This window comes from Nostoc sp. (assembly GCF_036918015.1).
Taxonomy (GTDB): Bacteria; Cyanobacteriota; Cyanobacteriia; order Cyanobacteriales; family Nostocaceae; genus Nostoc.
Window position 1 is genome coordinate 41,268 of sequence record NZ_JBALEO010000034.1, and the last position, 18,721, is coordinate 59,988.

Consider the following 18,721-nt stretch of genomic DNA (forward strand, 5'->3'; position numbering starts at 1 on the left):
AATTCTCACCTCGTGTAGAAAGTCAGGCGATCGCTAACGCCGAAAAATTCCCCAATCATTTCCCGTATCTGCTAAACTTTGGTCTTGCCTTTTGAGAGTTTTTGTAGTAGAAAATCAACCAAAGCTCAGATCGAATTTTGCTATAACTAGTCAAAATCAATGATGGTAGCAACCAATAGCGACCCAAAATCTTGAAGAACTGTGAATACTTGATGAAAATACAGCCGAACTAATATCTTATCCAGCAAATTACTGTAAGTATAAACATAGGTAATTTCAAATTATCTGTACAGTTACTTGCCCTCTAGATAGGAACAATTTCTGAACTTAGACAATCTTAGAAATGGTCATCGTCAGTAAATGCACTCAGTTAAAAGTCACGAACTCGTGTGAAGCCAAGGTTTGTAGTGCTTAACCACTATTTTGAACATAGGATAACTTGCTACTTAAATGATGTTTAATTTTCCCGAACTGCTTTTGATCCCCATTTCGATAGAATGACTAGGCAGAACCCTAAAACTAAAAACCGCTTTTGACTGCGACGCACATGAATCAACTGAACAATGGTTTTACGCTATTTTTAAGTCTGCTAGTCGAGGCGATGCCTTTTTTGCTTCTTGGGGTTTTATTCTCCAGTTTGCTGCTGTTTTTTGTTGATGAGCGCAAACTAGTAGAAAAAATGCCCAAAAACCCGCTGTTGGGTGCTTTAGTTGGCAGCATGATCGGCTTTTTGTTTCCGGTGTGTGAGTGCGGGAATGTACCGGTAGCGCGGCGATTCCTGATTCAAGGAGTACCCACACCAGTTGCAATTGGTTTTTTGCTAGCAGCACCAACAATTAACCCAGTTGTAATTTGGGCCACTTGGACAGCATTTCGAGATCAGCCAGAAATAGTAGTCTTACGAGTCGTATTTTCCCTAACAATTGCCACAATTATCGGGTATGTTTTCAGTTTTCAAAAGGACTTAAATCCCATAGTCCAACCTGCGATCGCTCGTTATATGAAGTTTAATCCACCCGCGCAGCCCCAAACCAAACGCCGTGGTAAGCGTTACCAAGAACAACAAGAAGAAACAGTACCAAATCTGTTGCAATCCGGGACTTATATCTTAGGAGGAAAAGCAGGTATCCCTCTGCGGATAGATCCTAATTTAGTACTGCCTACCTCAGTCTCTACTGCTGATAAACCGCTAGCAGCTAAACTGCGCCTAGTTGTGGATAATAGCATCCAAGAATTGCGGGAATTGGGCGGAGTGATGATTTTAGGAAGTGCGATCGCTGCTGCTATTCAAATCCTAGCTCCCCGTGAATTAGTTCTCAGTTTGGGTGCTGGGCCCATTACCTCAATTGTGGTCATGCTGATATTAGCTGTAATAGTATCAATTTGTTCTACAGTCGATTCTTTCTTCGCCCTATCTTTTGCCTCAACCTTTAGCAGCGGTTCATTGTTGGCATTTCTGGTCTTTGGGCCAATGATTGACATCAAAAGTGTTGGTTTGATGTTATCTATTTTTAAACCCAAAACCATCTTTTACTTATTTGCTTTAGCAGCACAATTGACATTCGTCTTCACTCTTTTCCTGAACTTGCACGTCTTTTAAGAAAATATTTGTCATTAGTCATCTGTCCTTTGTCCTTTCTTTAATGACTAATGACCAATGAATAATGACCAATGACTAATGACTAATGACTAACAAAAATCCCAAATCTAAAATCCCAAATCTGTTACTCCCTTGGCTGGATGCTCTAGCAATTACGGCTTGGGGCATTTTGATGTTGAGATATTGGCTAACTAATAAGTTGAATCTGTTGATTCATCCAAATTACTTTTGGTTAGTGATTGTAACTGGTATCAGCTTCATCATTATTGGTTTGTTCAAGATGCAGGAACTTTGGCAACGGCCTCGCCGTGATGTGACGCCAAACACCCAGCATATTAGTTTATTTCCCCCTGGTTGGGGCAGTGGTTTATTGTTGACTACAGCAATTCTAGGTTTTATCGTTACACCACAAGTTTTTGCTAGTGACAAAGCACTCCAAAGGGGGGTGACGACTGATTTATTGGGAAGCACACGTGTCAAACCCCAAGCTTTTCGGGTTACTGTTCGTCCAGAAGAGCGATCGCTTGTAGACTGGGTACGCACTGTCAATGTCTACCCTGAACCAGATACATATACAGGGCAAAAAGTCAAGGTGCAGGGATTTGTGATTCACCCGCCCGATATAGGAAAAGAATATTTGTTTTTAGCACGATTTGTCTTAAGTTGTTGTGCAGCAGATGCTTACCCTGTGGGATTGCCCGTCAAGCTACAAAAGAATCAAGAGCTTTACTCTGCTGATACATGGCTGGAAGTAGAAGGACAAATGGTGACAGAAAATTTGGCAGGTAAACGCCAACTTACCATTGCCGCTAACTCTCTGAAAAAGATTCCTCAACCCCAGAATCCTTATAGTTATTAGTTATTTGTTGATGACAAATGACAAATGACAAATGATAAATGACAAATGACAAATGATAAATGACAAATGACAAATGACTAAATCTAAAGCATTCCAACCACTGGATCGTATAGCGATCGCACTAATGTTACTGCTAAGTGTGCTGATTGGGTTAATCATCTTGCAAGGTGATGTGGTAACTGCTCGTGTCCGGGAATTTACTTGGCAAAATCAACAAATTGGGGCAGAAGATAATTCCTTCACCCTCACCTTCAGCCGCCCAATGGAAACAAAAAGCGTCGAGGATAACTTGAAAATTGAGCCGCCCCTAGCAGGTAAATTCAGTTGGGCAGGGCGGCGGATGGTTTATACACTGGTGACACCAGCACCTTATGGCACAAATTATAAAGTGCAGTTACAAGGAGCTAAAGATAAATTTGCGGAGCAAGAAGGTACAAATCGGCTGATACAGGCCTTTACAGGTAGCTTCCGTACACGCGATCGCGTCATCCTTTATATCGGAACTGATAAAGAAGAACAGGGACGCTTGGTTCTTTACAACTTAACCCAAGAGCAAAAAAGGCTACTTACCCCCAAAGACCTGATAGTAATCGACTTTGAGTCATTTCCTGATGGAGAGAAAATTTTATTTTCTGCTCGCGCCGCAAACAATCAAGACTTACTTTCAGCCCAACTGTATACAGTGACAACAGGCGTTTCTGCTAAATCTGGACAAAAAGCAGAACCAGAAGGCAAAGTTGACCTGACTTTAGATAGTAAAGATTATCAAAACCTGAAATTTGACTTATCACCTGATGGGCAAACTATTGTCATCCAGCGGGGAAATAAAACTAATCCTGGCGACTTTGGACTATGGTTTATGCCAGCAACCAGTGATGGTTCCGCAGAAAAAACCACCCCGAAACGTCTAAAAAGCCAGCCGGGAGGAGACTTTATGGTGACACCAGATAGTAAAGCCGTAGCGGTTGCTCAAGGGCAGGGAGCAGCGATTTTACCACTGCAAGGTGATGCCAGTAAACCTTTGGATTTTCTGCCACAGTTTGGTTTGGTACAGGCTTTCTCCAAAGATGGCTCTCAAGCAGCGATGGTAAAGTTTAATACAGATTACACGCGGGATTTGTTTTTGGTAACAAACCAAGGTGTGCAGAAACAGCTATTAAAAACAACAGGTTCAATTCTCAGTTGCCAATTTGACATCGCCTCACCCACCCTCTACTGTTTGTTAACACAGCTAGTATCCAAGGAACAATACATAGAGCAGCCCTATGTGGTGGCAATTGATTTGAAAACCGGGCAACAGAAACCATTGTTAGTACTGCCTCCTGCTCAACGAAATGTGCAAATGAGTTTATCTGCCGACGGTTTGGGCTTGTTATTTGACCAAGTAGTACCGCAGACAAATCCCCCAGCATCATTACCCCCAAACACTTTAAAAACTGATGATGGAGATACGATCGCTACCAGTAGCCTGTGGTTAATGCCTCTATTGCCCATCGCCGATGCTACGACTGTTGAAATTAAACCAGAACAACTCCCCTTAGCCGGATTTCATCCCCGATGGCTACCTTGAGAGAATAATTGCTAAGTCGATTTCGGAAGGTTAGTTAAGGTGTCGCCACCAAAAATCAAGTTGAACCTAATGAAGTTCAGTTCCATCCTTACGGAGCAGATAGCGATCGCTAATCAACTTTAAGACTACTCTACCTATTTCTGGATGCGTTTTCTCAATGACTGGTTGCACAATAACGCCTTCCATGATGCAGTCGGGACTGACTACACTATTGGCATTATTGAACTGAGACACCGCTTCCCAAGTGTAAGCACCGATATAAAGCACAGGTACTCTTGGCAAAGCAAATTCCTCGCAAAAAGTCACAAAATCGCTGTAATTGAGAAAATAACTGCCGCGACGCACAGCAAATATAGCAATTCCAATGTTCCCATTATTCAAGCCATATTTGATATCTTGTACGCCGTAGATTTCTCCAAAAATCTGAGTTCCTGGTGGAAGTTTCTGGAAAGCCTCGTTTTCGTTGTAAGCACGAATATAAACTAATTTTTTGTTGACTTCGCTGTTTTTCCAGAAGTAATTATGGCTGCCAATTTTAGTTGTACCATCAGCATCAACTAAGACAGTGAAGTTAGTTCCGTGCAACTTCTCTGTTACAACAACTTCTTCACCTTCAATGAGGATATTTTTGTAACGTTTTAGGTTTTCTGGACTAGGGAATTTGTAATGTCCAATAACATTTTCTGCTTCCCCACTCATCCCTTGAGGAATTGGATATTCGTACTTTGTTACACCAAAATACTCCGTGTAGTCATCTCCGACATTTCCCGTAAAGTTATTAACAACGGGAATAAGCAAACCCTCAGAAAAAATTCCGCGAAGTTTGGCAGCACGTAGTTTTTTTGAGTAGTAGTTACGAATACCAAACTCATCTAAAAAGTTTTCTGGAATAACACTATCAATAGGAAAGTAAAAAGCTAAATCTCCAGGATTCAAGTTACCTTTGACTATAATTACCTGATACCCCATATCTTCAATAGAGGCAATATCTAGCCGATCGGCATTGGGATGAGGATTAATGCTATTGATTTTGACAACTTCAACTTTAAAAATACTCATAGATCATCTCTTTTCAAAAAAATCTATTTTAGAAAAACTCTAAATTTATTACAAAGTATGTGCGCGTAGCTAGCCGTGCATACTTGTCAAATTAAAGCTGAAACCTTTGAAAACCTAGACTTTGACTCTTTTGTAGTAGTGTGGCAAGGCTAAAATAGTTTTTGAAGCTAAAGACGACTATGAGCCTTTAGCTTCAAAAATAAAGCATAAGAGTACTCCAAGTAAAAAAAATACCCAATTGTCATTGCGAGCGAAGCGAAGCAATCGCAAAGACTGGGATTGCTTCGCTTTGCTCGCAATGACGGGTTTTGGAGCATTTATTTTTTGGAACACTCTAAATATAATGTCTTGCCACGCTACTAGAGTGCATTAGGCTGGGTCTTTGGGTTTAATTAAGTAATCAAGCAAACCTGATATTACGAATTACAAAATAGTAATTATTTGTTGATAATTTATCCAAGCTTCCCAAAAAATATAAACTGATAGTATTCCTAAGAAGATGCGAAGTACTAAGCTCACAGTAGAATCTGGTATTTTTGGCAATGTGCGAGTACTCATTTGAACGCCTAAAAGACCGCCACATCCCAAAACCATACCTTGAGCAAATAGAATATTTCCTTCTAATGTATGTCCTGTGCAGGCAGCTAAACCAGTAATGACAATCACACCTAAACTAGTCTGAATTGCTACTTTAATTTCTTCTCCCAGTAATAACATTTGCAACGGAACCATAATCGTACCGCCACCTAAGCCGAATAAACCTGCTAAAATTCCTGCTGCTCCCCCGGTTCCAATTTTAGAAACTAATGGGTTGAATATTGGGGCTATATCCTCTTTTTCCTGGAAGGACAGTTGCTTGCGAAGCTCAATCAAATAGATATTAGCAAGTAGGATGATGCCAAATGTAAAAAGTATTATATAAGATGGAATTTTATTGGCAAAATATACACCTATTCCAGTAGTTAGAAAAGCTGGAATTCCTAAATAAATTACTCGTTTAAAGTCAAAGTAGCCCATCCACCAATTTTGCAAACTTCCAGAAATTGAAGTAATTACAATAGCAAGGCTACTAGTAGCGATCGCCTGAACGGGAGTATAACCTAGTGTGACTAAAAGAGGAATTGTGATAATGCCGCCACCTATTCCTAAAAGTCCAGCTATGACTCCAGATATTAAACCCCCACTCCCTAAAATCAACCAACTAAAATCAATCATAAATAATTCTTTTTCTAGAGACTGACTTGGTGTGATTAACCTTGTACTGTCACCGGATGGCTAACAACACCTCCGTAAAGCAATCCAGAGTCATTCCACGGAACTGTACTCGGTTGTGTATTACCTAAATTGTCAGTAGCACGAGCCTGGAGAAAATATTCCCCAGGAAGTGGGTTCCATTCAATGTCCCAGCGTACCCACGCAAATGGAAAATTTGGTTCTCTCAGTCGTGCAAATTGCCAAGTTTTACCACCATCCAGGCTGACTTCCACACGGATAATTTTTCCTTTCCCAGACCAAGAACGTCCACGTAGTAAGTGGGTTTTAGCCCAAAGCGTAGCTGGCCAAGCCAACTCAAAAGCGCTCTTAACATTTTGGTAGGTAATCAGCTTACCTTTATATGGTGCGATCGCTGGGTAGTCTGCACCAACTAGCACCATCTGCTCCGTCACCCACTGGGTATATATCGGTGTTTCAGAAACCTCAATCCGCTCAATCCATTTAACGTTGGCGTTTCCTCCCCAACCAGGGAATAAGACACGGCACGGCTGACCATGATCTGGAGGTAATGGTTCTCCGTTCATGGCGTAGACGACGAGCGAGTTATCTGCTAATGCTTTGCTAATTGGAACTACACTGCTGAACTTGGATTTATTTGTCTCCTTTGAGTCCAACGAATCCACATCTGCACCCTCAACGAGTACATCTTTTGCTGTGGATTTCAATCCAGCTCGTTCCAATAACATACCAAGTGGTACACCAGTCCACTCAGCCACACCAATAGCCCCAAGTCTCCACCGTGTTCCAGGGAGTGGTGTGTTGTAAGCTTCTTCAAAGAAGCGGCGACCGTTAGCAGCACACTCAATGGCACAAGTGACTGAGATGGATGGCATGGCGATGATTTCATCGTAAGTAAACTCACAGGGGGCAGAAACGCCAGTTCCATGAATTTGCAAACGCCATGTAGATGGGTCAAACGGGGGAGGTGCGCTGCGGTTGTGAACATAGAACCAATCATTTGGTACTAAATAACCACGTCCATACATCGCTTCCCAGTTCATCTCTAATGTGCCCTTGCTATGAGTGATATACCCTGGTGGCAATGGCTTAAGTATCTTACTGCCTTTAGTTTTAACAGCTATCTGACTCTGAGCAGGTGCAGGTTTAGCGAATCCTCCAATGGCTGTTGCGCCAACCATAGTGGCAAGTATTTTCAGAAAGCGCTGGCGCGAAATACCCGCATCTGTACTTTTTTGCCAAATGCACTGTTCAACCCGTGCTTGTAAATAGTCCTCCTGGTCAAAGAGGTTTTCATCGCTCAAGCTGTTACCCCCTTGTAATTTGTAATTCGTAATTAAGAAACAGAAAATGAAGGAGTAGGGGAGAACTTGCAGTAAGTCTTTCCCCTCGGTCACTGAGCGTAGCCGAAGTGCTGCGCCTCTGCACCTCTGCTTCTTCCAATGCCCTGAAAAAGCTAGCTGTTTATAGCTGTCCAAACACCGGTTATCTGATCTTGTGTGTAATTGGGCAAATAGTGAGCTAATCCGTTTTTAGCTATTTGAGCGATCGCATTTATAAAGCGATCGCAATCTTCTAATGTATTATATACAGCAAAGCTGGCTCGGATAATACTAGGAATATTACGTGTAATTCCTCTATCTACTTCCTCAGCAATCTCACAGTCTTGCTCGTCTGAAACATTCTTGAGTTTGCGAATATATTCATAAGTGCAGAAAGCCCCAGCCCGAACGCCAATGCCATATTCTTGTGCCAGAATTTCTGCTACTAAGCGTCCGTCAAATCCATCAATATCAAAGGGAATAACATGGGCTAAGTTATCTCCAGGAATATGTATTTTGACACCAGAAATCAGCCCAAGCCGTGTATATGTGAATTCAACTAGAGAGTGTTCATACTGAGCAATGCGATCGCGCCCCACCGCTTCGATAATTTCAATCGCCTTGGCAATAGCGATCGCACCCATTGCGTTTGGTGTTCCGGGGTCATGGGCCCGTTCTGTATAAAAACGCTTGATCTCTAGGTTTCTGGTGATATAAGGCAGGTTTCCACCCCCAATTTGATAAGGGTAGGAACTATCAAAAAATTCCTTTGGCCCCAGCAAAACCCCAGTTCCATAAGGGGCATACATCTTGTGTCCAGAGAAAGCCACAAAATCTAAATGACATGGGTCATCGTCAGCACGCATATCAACTCGTTCATGCTGAATTAACTGACACACATCGGCAAAAATCTTCGCGCCATACCGATGTGCTAAAGCTGCAATTTCGTAAATTGGGGGTCTGTAACCTGTAATTGTCGAAGCACCTGTAATAGTTACTAACTTAATTTGCTCGGCTTCGGGGAGATTTTGGTGTGCTTTGAAAATATCTTCAATTTCTGCGACATTTACACTTCCATCCGGCTGGGTTCTGTACTGCACAACTTCGTCTCTAGTAACCCAAGGCAGTAGGTTAGATGAATGCTCGATATCAGAAACTAAGATTTTCCCAGGTTTTTTTGCCCAAAGTGTGGCGGCTCCATTAATTGCTTCTGTTGTATTCTTCGCAAAGATTACATAGTTGTCTGAAGATGATCCCACAAAGTCCCGAATAATGTTCCGACTAGCGTCATATTCTCGTGTAGTGATGACGGACTTTTGCCCAGAACCTCGATGTACGCTGCCATAGGTGTCAAGCATTTCGTCCACGTACTGCTTGAGGGTTGCAAAGGGTGTGGTTGTAGCTCCATTATCCAAGTTAACGTACTTGACATAGTTTCCGTTAAGAGTTTTCACCTTGAAAGATAGAGACTCATCTGTAAATAATGGTCTGATTTCTTTGTCCCAAAAGCTGTCACAATTTTCTACAAGCAGCGGTAATTTAGCAGTTTCTTGCTTGATATTTGCGCCAATTGCAAGTATATCAGTCATCTTTAGCACCCCTATTTTAAATTTTGATTTTTTGGAAAAAGCCTAACTGCCGCAACACTTTATTTCGCGCTACAACCGGATTAATTGCCAGTAATTATGGTCTTTATAATTACTTTATTTCTAGTAGAAAACGCGGTTATTACAATTATTCTTTAATAAAATAATTAAAATTAGTATCCGTGATAATGCCCGAATTTAATATTTTTATCGTAAATTAATATACAGTGTAAAAAATATATTAAGTAATAAAGTATACTTTAAATGATTTTATTCCAGTCATTAAACAAACTTGACGTATTGAAGATAAGTAGATCGAAAAGCTTATAACCAATAAAACCTGCAATTGCTTACTGGTAATGTATTTGTCGAGAAAAAAGCCCTGACTAAGTTGAGATTACTCTTTAAAAAAGTTTTATATTTTACTTAGACGACTTGTTACGTCTTTATTAAGACTTTATAAGTATTTACTCGTATTCTTCGGGATCTCTTAACATTGCAGTTATAGTGGAAGCTCTTAGTTGTTTACTGACATTAAATAGCGATCGCTTAGGATGAGAGAATTATCATTGAAGAGTAGATACTTGTACGGACATCTATATTTAAGTACTCAATCAGGCATTACAAAATGTATTTCAGGAGACAATTATAATTTATTTCTTAAGACAGATGCGATTATAAAAAATAAAGTATAATCTGAGGCAGTTTTTTCATCTAAAAAACTTCCTCAGCCAGCCAATACAGTTTAATTTTTAATGTATCGGGTTTTTCCTCTCTCTCGCCTATCCTCAAAGGCGGCCAGAGTTCCCCTTCCACCTCTTCTTGACGGGGCAGAGCATCATAGTGTTATAACGGCATCAGTCTAGATACAAAATGGGGAACACCAATTGATGATTAATTGCTGGAGCTTGGAGAGTTAAACTTAGCTTCTAGAGCAAACCCTGATTAGACACAGTTGATAAGCAATGCTAATGCCAGCGCTGCTGAATATTTTTAAGCAGGTGAGTCAAGAGTGATGAATGAAGCTGACACCTCAAACAAGGGGGCTGTGATGGAATCCCTAAATTCTGCTAATTCGCCACAATCAGAACAGGCGAGTTGTCCCTTTTACTCAGTTGTGCCTAATGACAATATGACGGTTAAAAAACTGCCACTCCTCATGCCAGCTGAAGATACACAATTTTCACAAGATACCAACCAGCAGGACTGGGTTGCAGAGCCTGAAAGCGGCAAACAAGCACTTATTGACTCGGAATTTCAGAACCTGCTGGCATTGAACGAAGAATTACGTGCGGCTAACAATAATTTGTATGCACAAGTGGAGCAGCTAAAAGACAACCTAGCTGAGTCAGAAAAGGTTTTGCAGTGGCAGAAAACGCGTTCTAGCGTTAGTGAGTCGATGCTCAACCAACACACTCAGGAATTAGCTGCGGCTCAAGAACAGATAAAATCTTTATTTCAACAATTAGAAACTGCCGTACAAACTGTTCAACGTCAGGAAATTTTCACTGATACTTATAAAGCACAGTTACAAATTAGCCAACAACGTCTGGCCCAGTTAGAGCGAGAATGTACGTTGCTACACACTAATAACAACGAACAATCTCAGCAGTTATTGCAGTCCGAAAATGTTTGTCGCGAGTTACGTACAAGACTGATGCGACAACAACGCCAGACGCTGCAATTCAAAGCAGCTTTGGAAAAATGTCTAGATACCTCGGTTCCTAGCTATGACTCCTTAGAGGATGCTGCAAAACATCCTAAAGACATAACTAGTAGCCAAGGAAGATTTTCTAGAAAAGCTCGGTCTTTATTTCCTAACGCCCAGCCAATTCAACCTTGGTCAGTAGAAGAAGAATCCTTAAGTAACGATCTTGATAATTCTTGGGGTGAACCCTCAGCACCAATCCCATTCCAAAGAAATGAAGCCTCTGCAACGCCGCCATCATCTCCTTGGAACTGGACAGTTAAGAAAGACACGCCAACACCAACACAACCCGCGCCATCTCCAGAAGTTGATGATTCTCCAGATACAACTGAAGCAGTTTCACCTTCGGGTTCATCAAATTTAGATCAGCAATTAGATAGTCTAATCCAAATGTTTTTCACCTCCCAGCCTGTATCTATATCACCACCACCTGCTGCGAAAACGGATGTTAGTGATGCCCCGATTTGGGAGACTTTAGCAACAATTTTAGAAGACGATAAGGAACTAGAAAATCCACAGGAGGAACATTTGGCAGCAAAAATTAATCCTCCTGCAACTACCTCTACTTCTTGGACGACGGATTCTGTGCTTTCACCAGCCAATAACTTACCTGTTTCCTCCACTCCATCTCACACCGAAACCCCTGTTGGAGAAACTGAAGATTACTGGTCAGAAGTTTCACAATTGTCAGCAAGTGATTTGTCCTCAGAGTTATTAGGTGATAATACCAATGATGACAATTCACCTTCACCAGTAGTTTATCCCCAGCGTCCACCCAAGGGGCGTAAGTCATTGGCATCTGTAGAACTGCCGAATTTTCGCCCCAAGAGTTAGGAGTGCTGAGTGCTGAGTTAGGAGTTAGGAGTTAGGAGTTAGGAGTTAGGAGTTAGGAGTTAGGAGTCAAGTGAGTAATGCCCCATTCCTAACTTAGAATCCTTGCTTCTGACTTCGGAATTATGGCTTCTGGATTGGATTTTGCTACCTGACTACGCGATCGCGGTTTGCCTGTGGCGATCGCATAATTAATCGCCAATAGCCACAGCCATAAGCCGGGATTCCGGGGTTCTAGCCAAAAACCTACCCGGTTTAAGAAGCGCGAGAACCACGGACTCAGTAAAGCACTAATCAGGGCATGACGACCGAAGTTGAAATAACTACCAAGCCATCGCACTAAATCTCTAGGGCCAGCAAGTTCCCAAATCCATAAAAGCAAGGCAGGATTTTTTCTAGCAGCTTTCAGTGCTAGGCGGTTAAAGGTTAACCAATCACACCGATCTTTGATGAAGTTATCTGCTACCTCTGGCGGTTCGTCTGCTAACAGCCCAAAGAAGGTGTTGAGCATGGAGTTAATCCGCTGGGGTGGTAAAAATTTCCCTGTGGGAACCATCATCCCTTTGGAAAATAGCCAAGTCACGGAAACGTTGCTTTGATAGGCGCGAATTTGGTTCAGGTGGCGGAAACTCAACAAGTCATGTTTGAGGGCAGTATCCAACAGCGCTGTTAAGCGCTCTAAGTTGCGAACTAGGGAACCAAAACCGGTGAAAACGAGGGGAGATTGGAGTGATGCCGCATCACCGATCGCAATCAATCGATCGAAGGCAACTGTGCGATCGCTACTTCCCACACTAAAATGCCCTGGTATATACCCAAATGTCGGCTTCTTCCATACTAATTTGTCCATATCGCACCTGCGATACTCTGGCAAAATTGTGAAAAAGTCCTCGTACATCTCCAGCAAGGAACCAGGATTTTCAGCATTGACTTCGTGGTAATGAAATAAATAAATCGTCAGTTCCTCATCTGCTGCGGGAAACAATTCCCAAATCAACTGCCTTCCCCGCGAAATATCCCCATGACTGTAAAGAACGTCCCCATATTGGGAATCCCATACTCCCGGCTCAAATCCGCTCTCAATTGCCGCTCCCACTGTCGGACAGACACTATCAAAGGCACGGCCACCGTTTAATTGCCAAGCGATGGGGGACGCAGTTCCCATTGCATCTATTAGCAGTCGTCCACTTACTTGCTTCTCAATTTGACTGGGCAAGTGCTTGACTTGCAAAACTACCTGTGATATATCAATATCTGCACGGATAAATTCTGTTTCATCCCAAATTTCACCGCCTGCCGCTTGCAGTTTTTGCCCACACATTTGGAGCCATTTTTCGGAATCCAAGCCTAAATTTAGGACTGTGGGTGTGTGGAGGACGGGCGATCGCAGTTTGGCTGGATTATTAGCATCAAAAAACTTATTGAATCCGTCTTTGTATTCCCTGGCAATGATGGTTTCTAACTCAGCGGGGGTGACTAAACCCAAGTTAACTAAGCTTTGAATCTCGTCGCGCGAAATATTCCATTCTCGGTTCATCCGCCCAAAGGGCATTCGTTCCACCAGCAAGACTTTATATCCGAGTTTTGCCATCAGTGCCGCATGGATTGCACCGAGTGCGCCACCAATATAGATGATGTCGTACTGGGCATGGGACACAAGAGGCAGAGGGGCAGAGGGGCAGAGGGGCAGAGAGGAAAGACTTCCTGCAACTTCTCCTCTGCTCCCCTGCTCCCCTGCTCCCCTGCTCCTCTGCTCCCCCGCTCCCCTGCTCCCCTGCGAAAACACTACTTGACGCGGCTGCTGCGGATTCTGCACCCCTTCGCGCCATCGTTTTTCCCACCAATAGGCACGAGTGAGGTCATATTCACCGTTGGGCATTTTCTGAAAATACTTGACGGTCAGGGGATAAGTAGAGCCTAGTGCGGCAAATATTGATTGCTGGGATAAATCAATTGCTGGCGGTTCTGGGTAATGATGCGGAAAACGGCTTCTGATTTCCTTGGTCAAGCGTTGCAGAATTTGTCCTTCACCGGGAAAGGGTTGTTCTGCCCAGCGAAACACTTTCAGATAGGTAGTTCGTTGCACCGACCAGACAAATACCGAAAGTTCTGTAGGCAAGTTTTCGGAAAGACTCACTCCAGCAGGTGTAGTAGCACTGGGTATTTGAAGGCGAAAGCCTTCGGGGGTAAGCACTTTTTCTCCATTTCCAGGTTCAAAATCTGTTTGTAACCAACTACGCACAGTTTCTGTTTCTGGAGTTGGAACTTCTAAATAAAGGATTTCTTTCATGTTTTCCTGACATCTCCCATCAATCTACTCACTAAGACAGATTTTCTTAAGGCACAAAGTAAGGTAAACTCCGCCCTATTAGTTTCATAAAGATTCAGTGAAGAAATTTTAAGAGTTTGTCAAATTTATTGTTCATTTTGTATTTCTGTAAACCCACGCCATGAATTATCCCATTCCAGACAGTCCCCAAGAAATTATTGCCCTACGACAACAGCCGATTGATGAAGAACTAGTTGCCAGTGCGATCGCTGGAGTAATTAAAATTGTCCGCGCTCAGGGTCAATCTTTGGAAGATTTAACCGCTCAGTTGTTAGCAGACGATCCACTGCTGGATCAGCAACAACGTCGCTGGTTAAGCCAATTAGTTGCCCAATCCTGGGAAAAGTTCTCCTAAAACCTTGCATAAGATGAAGTTTTGGTCGCAGCATTAGATTTCTGGGTCTGCACTAAATGTTGGCGATGCCTGCGGCGGGCTGCGCCTACGCATTTCCGGTATAGGAGTAATAATAATGGTCAGTATGGGATTGTCGATTGGGTTGCTATTTTTGCGTTCATGGCACAGAAGCCATTAAATTAACCATATCAGCGTTTTACATTGCTTATGAATTTTACAATGTTCTGAAACAGAAAGACCTCTGGCGCAAAGTAGAGGTCTTTTTTTTTGAGAGCAATCTTCATGCTGTTTGAGCAACGCCTCTGCACATAATTTTGTTGAACGATCGCTAACTAAGTAAAAATAAGTATATTTGAAAGCCTTGACCATGAATAATCGTAGTCAGCGACTCTAGCCATTTAAAATCTTATGCAGAGCGATAAATCGCTTACTACAAACAAAAGTTTTATTTTAGATTTAATTATGTCTACCGACTTATCCACTGACGATCGCTTTCAACCCATCAACCTTTTTGAGTACGAAAAGCTAGCAAAAGAATATCTGTCTCAAACGACACTTGATTACTACAGTAGTGGTGCTTGGGACGAAATCACATTGCGAGATAATCGTGCTGCCTTTGAGCGAGTCAAGCTGCGACCTCGGATATTAGTCGATGTGAGCGATCGCAATCTAAGTACCTCCATTTTAGGACAACCCCTACAACTACCTTTGTTAATTGCACCGATGGCTTTTCAATGTCTAGCCCATCCAGACGGAGAAGTTGCCACGGCTTTAGCTGCTGCATCGGCTGGTGTGGGTATGGTGTTAAGTACAATGGCAACAAAGAGTATTGAAGAAGTGGCGACTGTATGTAATCAGTTTCCAGATTCTCTGCGGTGGTTTCAGCTTTATATCCATAAAGACCGGGGATTAACTCGTGCTTTGGTAGAAAAAGCCTATAAAGCAGGCTACAAAGCACTTTGTCTAACTGTAGATGCACCCGTTCTCGGACAGCGAGAGAGAGATAGACGTAATGAGTTTGCCTTACCCCAAGACTTACATCTGGCTAATCTTGCTAGTATCTCAGGGCTAGATATTTCCCATGAAAAAGGTGAATCCGGGTTATTTACCTACTTTGCCCAACAACTAAACCCAGCAGTGACTTGGGACGATTTGGAATGGTTGCAGTCTTTATCTCCACTACCTTTAATTATCAAAGGAGTTTTACGCCCAGATGATGCTGTGCGGTCTGTAGAATATGGAGCCAAAGCAATTGTTGTTTCCAATCATGGTGGCAGACAACTCGATGGTGCGATCGCTTCTTTAGATGCCCTCGCTGAAATAGTAGCCGCAGTGGACGGTAAAGTAGAAGTGGTCTTGGATGGCGGCATTCGTAGAGGCACAGACATTCTCAAAGCTCTGGCATTAGGAGCAAAAGCAGTACTAATCGGACGACCTATTTTGTGGGGACTAGCGGTAGCTGGACAAATCGGCGTATCTCATGTCATTTCACTTCTACAAGATGAGTTAAATGTGGCAATGGCACTTAGCGGCTGTGCCAAAATACAGGATATTGAGCCTAGTTTATTGACCCTGCCACGCTTTAAGTCGGAGAACTGTTAAAAATGTTATTCCAGCAAAACTTTCAAAAATAATTTTCAGACTTGTTACAAAATCTCTTAATTTAGAGTATACTAGTTAAGGTTAGATATAAGGGCGGGTGGCGGAATTGGTAGACGCACCACACTCAAAATGTGGCGGCCTTACGGTCATAGGAGTTCGATTCTCCTCCTGCCCACTACCAAACAAGTGCTAAAGAGGTAAAAACTTATGCGCCTGAAAAGATGGGAATCTCCCCGTAAAGAAGGCAGAAATGATAAAGGTAGAGGCGGTTCTGCTAGGAAGCGTCAACTGAAAAAACAAAGGCAAATGTTACGCCAAAGACTTAAAGAAAATAACAAGCCAGACAATAACAAAAACGAGACAGCAGGGAAAGATAAATTTATCTTTCCCTTATTTTTTGGGCTTTTATTTCAGAAACAAATAAAATTTAGAGATTTTTCAATACAGAGACTAAATTAAATCTGTAATAAATTTGGAAATTATAAGAAAAAATTATTAGTCATTAAAATATACTAATTTTAATTCAACCTCTTAAGCGCATATTGACGTATAAAACCCGCAGATTAAGTGGCTAGTTTTTGACATTTATACTTAAGCAATTAAGTAGTATATACTACTTAATATACAGATTCTCTCTAAGAATTTATCGCAATTATAATGCTTGGATGAAATAACCAAAAATTAATTATGAAGGAAGTATGAATTTTGTCAAGCAGTGTGTAAAATCCTTAACATAAAACAGTAAGCTAAAACACAGCAGTAAATAATTCTAGTATTACGGATTAAGCCAAAAGTATACTAAAAAGGCAATTGCACCTCCATGTGTTAACTTCCAACAATGACACAAGCCTACAAAAAGTCAGGAGTCATCCAATCCGAATATTAAATCATTGGGATTGGTCTAGGTAATCTATGAATTGTTTTCTTGGATACAGGAGTTATTGATGGTGGCGAGAGTGCTTCTACCTACTAAAAAAGTGCTTGATTTTCCTATTACTGCTTTACGGTTTGACGACCAGATACAAACAATAGTGAAGTGGGGGAGTAGGCGTGAGAGTAAAACTGTATATGTAGCCAATGTACACATGCTCATCGAAGCCCATTGGAATCCAGAGTTTGCCACCGTATTGCGAAATGCAGATATAGTTACTCCTGATGGTATGCCTCTGGTGTGGATGATGCGAAAAATGGGAGCGCTTTACCAAGACCGTGTGGCAGGGATGGATATTTTTCTCGCATTGTGTCAGCTAACTCAAACACAAAATCTGAGTATTTTCTTTGTAGGTTCCCAAACAGAAATTCTGTCTAGGATGCAAAACAGGTTAGAGAAGGAATTTCCGCAGATAAAGATTGCGGCAATGGAACCTCTACCCTTTCGTCCCCTAACTGAAATTGAAGACGAAGCCTTGGTTCAAAAGATTAACTCTAGTGGTGCTAGCGCTGTCTTAGTGTCTTTGGGATGTCCCAAACAAGAAAATTGGATAGCTCAACATAAGGGCAAAATACAAGCTGTAATGATTGGACTGGGTGGAGTTTTCCCAGTTTATGCCGGAATTCATAAGCGCGCACCCCGCATAGTTCGAGACTTAGGACTTGAATGGCTGTATCGATGGATTCAAGAACCGCGCCGACTTTGCGGCCGCTATGCTAAGACTATTCCCCTCTTTATATGGCTGGCTACTAAGCAACTATTATCATCAAGTCGGATTGCAGGGGTCTTCCTTCACGAGACTGGGGATTAAAGAAAAAGAAATAGGTGAGACTGACTCAAAGCGGTTCATCATCAAGAGAACCAGACTTTAGATGCTAAGGAAAGAATTTTCTGCCTGAAGCACGAAGATTCAAGGGTTCACCTGAAAGTGATGAAAGAAGTCAAGTACAAGGATTCCCACCAATCACTATCCTGCTGTAAAAACCCATTCTCTGAAATCAACTATTAAAGTACTTGACATTAACCCAGGACTAAGTGTTATATTAACCATAGTGAAATTGTTGGGGCGTCGCCAAGTGGTAAGGCAGCGGGTTTTGGTCTCGCCATCCCTGGGTTCGAATCCTAGCGCCCCAGTTAATCTGAAGACAGGCTATTATGCCTGTCTTTTAGAGTATTTAATTGCATTTTTAAGATGTGTCTCAATGCATCTAATTCTGTAAATGTTACTTATCAGGAGATTTGAGAGCTTGATCTAGAGTTTGCCTAGCTAGTTCTGCTTTAGATCGCGCTTCTTGGTAACGCACATTAGCTTGAGCAAAATTTTTGAGAACTTTAAAACCTTCCTTGAGTCGAGTAATTTCCTCTTCTGTCACCGAGTCATCAGTAAACAGAATATCAACAGCTTTGCGAATTTCCAAGGCTTCAGATCGTGACTCCTGAACTTTCAGCTTGAGCGTCGCCAAGTTACTCAGAATCTGGACAGCTTGTGTAATACTATCCTCACCACTAGCAGTATCAATAGTTGACTCTTTTACCTCAATTAATTGTTGAGGACCAAATCCTTCTTCCAGTTCCGTAGGTAGCTTACCTGCATCCATCAGTTCCATTAACTGATCCATTGCTTTATCACGGGCTTTGGCTGAATCTTTTCCAGAAACAGTAAGGATAATTTCTGGGCTTTGAGCGAGAGTGTATTGAACCATATTTGAGTAGAAAATTTGCTGATTTAACCAAGC

14 protein-coding genes and 2 tRNA genes are annotated in these 18,721 nt (G+C 42.0%); 10 read left to right on the forward strand and 6 right to left on the reverse strand.

The window, feature by feature from the left end:
* The first annotated feature begins 547 nt into the window (after positions 1 to 547).
* The 3 genes from V7K61_RS08085 (at position 548) to V7K61_RS08095 (ending at position 4,029) form a co-directional block, all read left to right on the forward strand.
* Positions 548 to 1,600: a permease gene (locus tag V7K61_RS08085; RefSeq protein ID WP_335052544.1), complete on the forward strand. Its 1,053-nt coding sequence runs from the start codon at positions 548 to 550 to the stop codon at positions 1,598 to 1,600.
* A gap of 85 nt (positions 1,601 to 1,685) precedes the next feature.
* Complete coding sequence (locus V7K61_RS08090; protein ID WP_335052546.1) at positions 1,686 to 2,459, forward strand: TIGR03943 family putative permease subunit; 774 nt, start codon at positions 1,686 to 1,688, stop codon at positions 2,457 to 2,459.
* A 73-nt stretch (positions 2,460 to 2,532) separates the two neighbouring features.
* Positions 2,533 to 4,029: an Ig-like domain-containing protein gene (locus V7K61_RS08095; protein ID WP_335052547.1), complete on the forward strand. Its 1,497-nt coding sequence runs from the start codon at positions 2,533 to 2,535 to the stop codon at positions 4,027 to 4,029.
* A 66-nt stretch (positions 4,030 to 4,095) separates the two neighbouring features.
* On the opposite strand, the gene V7K61_RS08100 is transcribed toward V7K61_RS08095, so the two are convergent.
* From V7K61_RS08100 to V7K61_RS08115, 4 genes are all read right to left on the reverse strand, one after another.
* Positions 4,096 to 5,088, reverse strand: a complete 993-nt coding sequence (locus V7K61_RS08100; protein WP_335052549.1) for an RNA ligase (ATP) — start codon at positions 5,086 to 5,088, stop codon at positions 4,096 to 4,098.
* 423 nt (positions 5,089 to 5,511) lie between these two features.
* Positions 5,512 to 6,303, reverse strand: a complete 792-nt coding sequence (locus V7K61_RS08105) for a sulfite exporter TauE/SafE family protein (protein WP_335052551.1) — start codon at positions 6,301 to 6,303, stop codon at positions 5,512 to 5,514.
* A gap of 35 nt (positions 6,304 to 6,338) precedes the next feature.
* On the reverse strand, positions 6,339 to 7,625 hold the full coding sequence (locus V7K61_RS08110) for a sulfite oxidase (protein ID WP_335052553.1): 1,287 nt from the start codon (positions 7,623 to 7,625) through the stop codon (positions 6,339 to 6,341).
* Between the two features lie 152 nt (positions 7,626 to 7,777).
* Positions 7,778 to 9,232, reverse strand: a complete 1,455-nt coding sequence (locus V7K61_RS08115) for an aminotransferase class V-fold PLP-dependent enzyme (RefSeq protein ID WP_335052555.1) — start codon at positions 9,230 to 9,232, stop codon at positions 7,778 to 7,780.
* A gap of 1,012 nt (positions 9,233 to 10,244) precedes the next feature.
* On the opposite strand from V7K61_RS08115, the gene V7K61_RS08120 reads away from it, so the two are divergent.
* Positions 10,245 to 11,771, forward strand: coding sequence for a hypothetical protein (locus V7K61_RS08120; RefSeq protein ID WP_335052557.1), 1,527 nt, complete (start codon positions 10,245 to 10,247; stop codon positions 11,769 to 11,771).
* Between the two features lie 88 nt (positions 11,772 to 11,859).
* On the opposite strand, the gene V7K61_RS08125 is transcribed toward V7K61_RS08120, so the two are convergent.
* The gene (locus V7K61_RS08125) at positions 11,860 to 14,058 is read right to left on the reverse strand and encodes an NAD(P)/FAD-dependent oxidoreductase (RefSeq protein WP_335052559.1); all 2,199 of its coding nucleotides are present in this window, start codon (positions 14,056 to 14,058) and stop codon (positions 11,860 to 11,862) included.
* A 160-nt stretch (positions 14,059 to 14,218) separates the two neighbouring features.
* Between V7K61_RS08125 and V7K61_RS08130 the strand changes: the two genes are divergently transcribed.
* From V7K61_RS08130 to V7K61_RS08155, 6 genes are all read left to right on the forward strand, one after another.
* Positions 14,219 to 14,452 (forward strand): hypothetical protein, encoded by a 234-nt coding sequence (locus tag V7K61_RS08130; protein WP_335052561.1) that lies wholly within the window; start codon positions 14,219 to 14,221, stop codon positions 14,450 to 14,452.
* A gap of 462 nt (positions 14,453 to 14,914) precedes the next feature.
* Positions 14,915 to 16,054 (forward strand): alpha-hydroxy acid oxidase, encoded by a 1,140-nt coding sequence (locus V7K61_RS08135; RefSeq protein WP_335052563.1) that lies wholly within the window; start codon positions 14,915 to 14,917, stop codon positions 16,052 to 16,054.
* A gap of 91 nt (positions 16,055 to 16,145) precedes the next feature.
* Positions 16,146 to 16,229 (forward strand) — tRNA-Leu (locus V7K61_RS08140).
* A 32-nt stretch (positions 16,230 to 16,261) separates the two neighbouring features.
* Positions 16,262 to 16,513: a hypothetical protein gene (locus V7K61_RS08145; protein ID WP_335052565.1), complete on the forward strand. Its 252-nt coding sequence runs from the start codon at positions 16,262 to 16,264 to the stop codon at positions 16,511 to 16,513.
* 485 nt (positions 16,514 to 16,998) lie between these two features.
* A complete protein-coding gene (locus tag V7K61_RS08150) occupies positions 16,999 to 17,796 on the forward strand; it encodes a WecB/TagA/CpsF family glycosyltransferase (RefSeq protein WP_335052567.1) in 798 nt (265 codons plus the stop codon).
* 251 nt (positions 17,797 to 18,047) lie between these two features.
* Positions 18,048 to 18,119, forward strand: a tRNA-Gln gene (locus tag V7K61_RS08155).
* Between the two features lie 89 nt (positions 18,120 to 18,208).
* Here V7K61_RS08155 and V7K61_RS08160 read toward each other — a convergent pair.
* Positions 18,209 to 18,688: a hypothetical protein gene (locus tag V7K61_RS08160; RefSeq protein WP_094349606.1), complete on the reverse strand. Its 480-nt coding sequence runs from the start codon at positions 18,686 to 18,688 to the stop codon at positions 18,209 to 18,211.
* Positions 18,689 to 18,721: the final 33 nt, after the last annotated feature.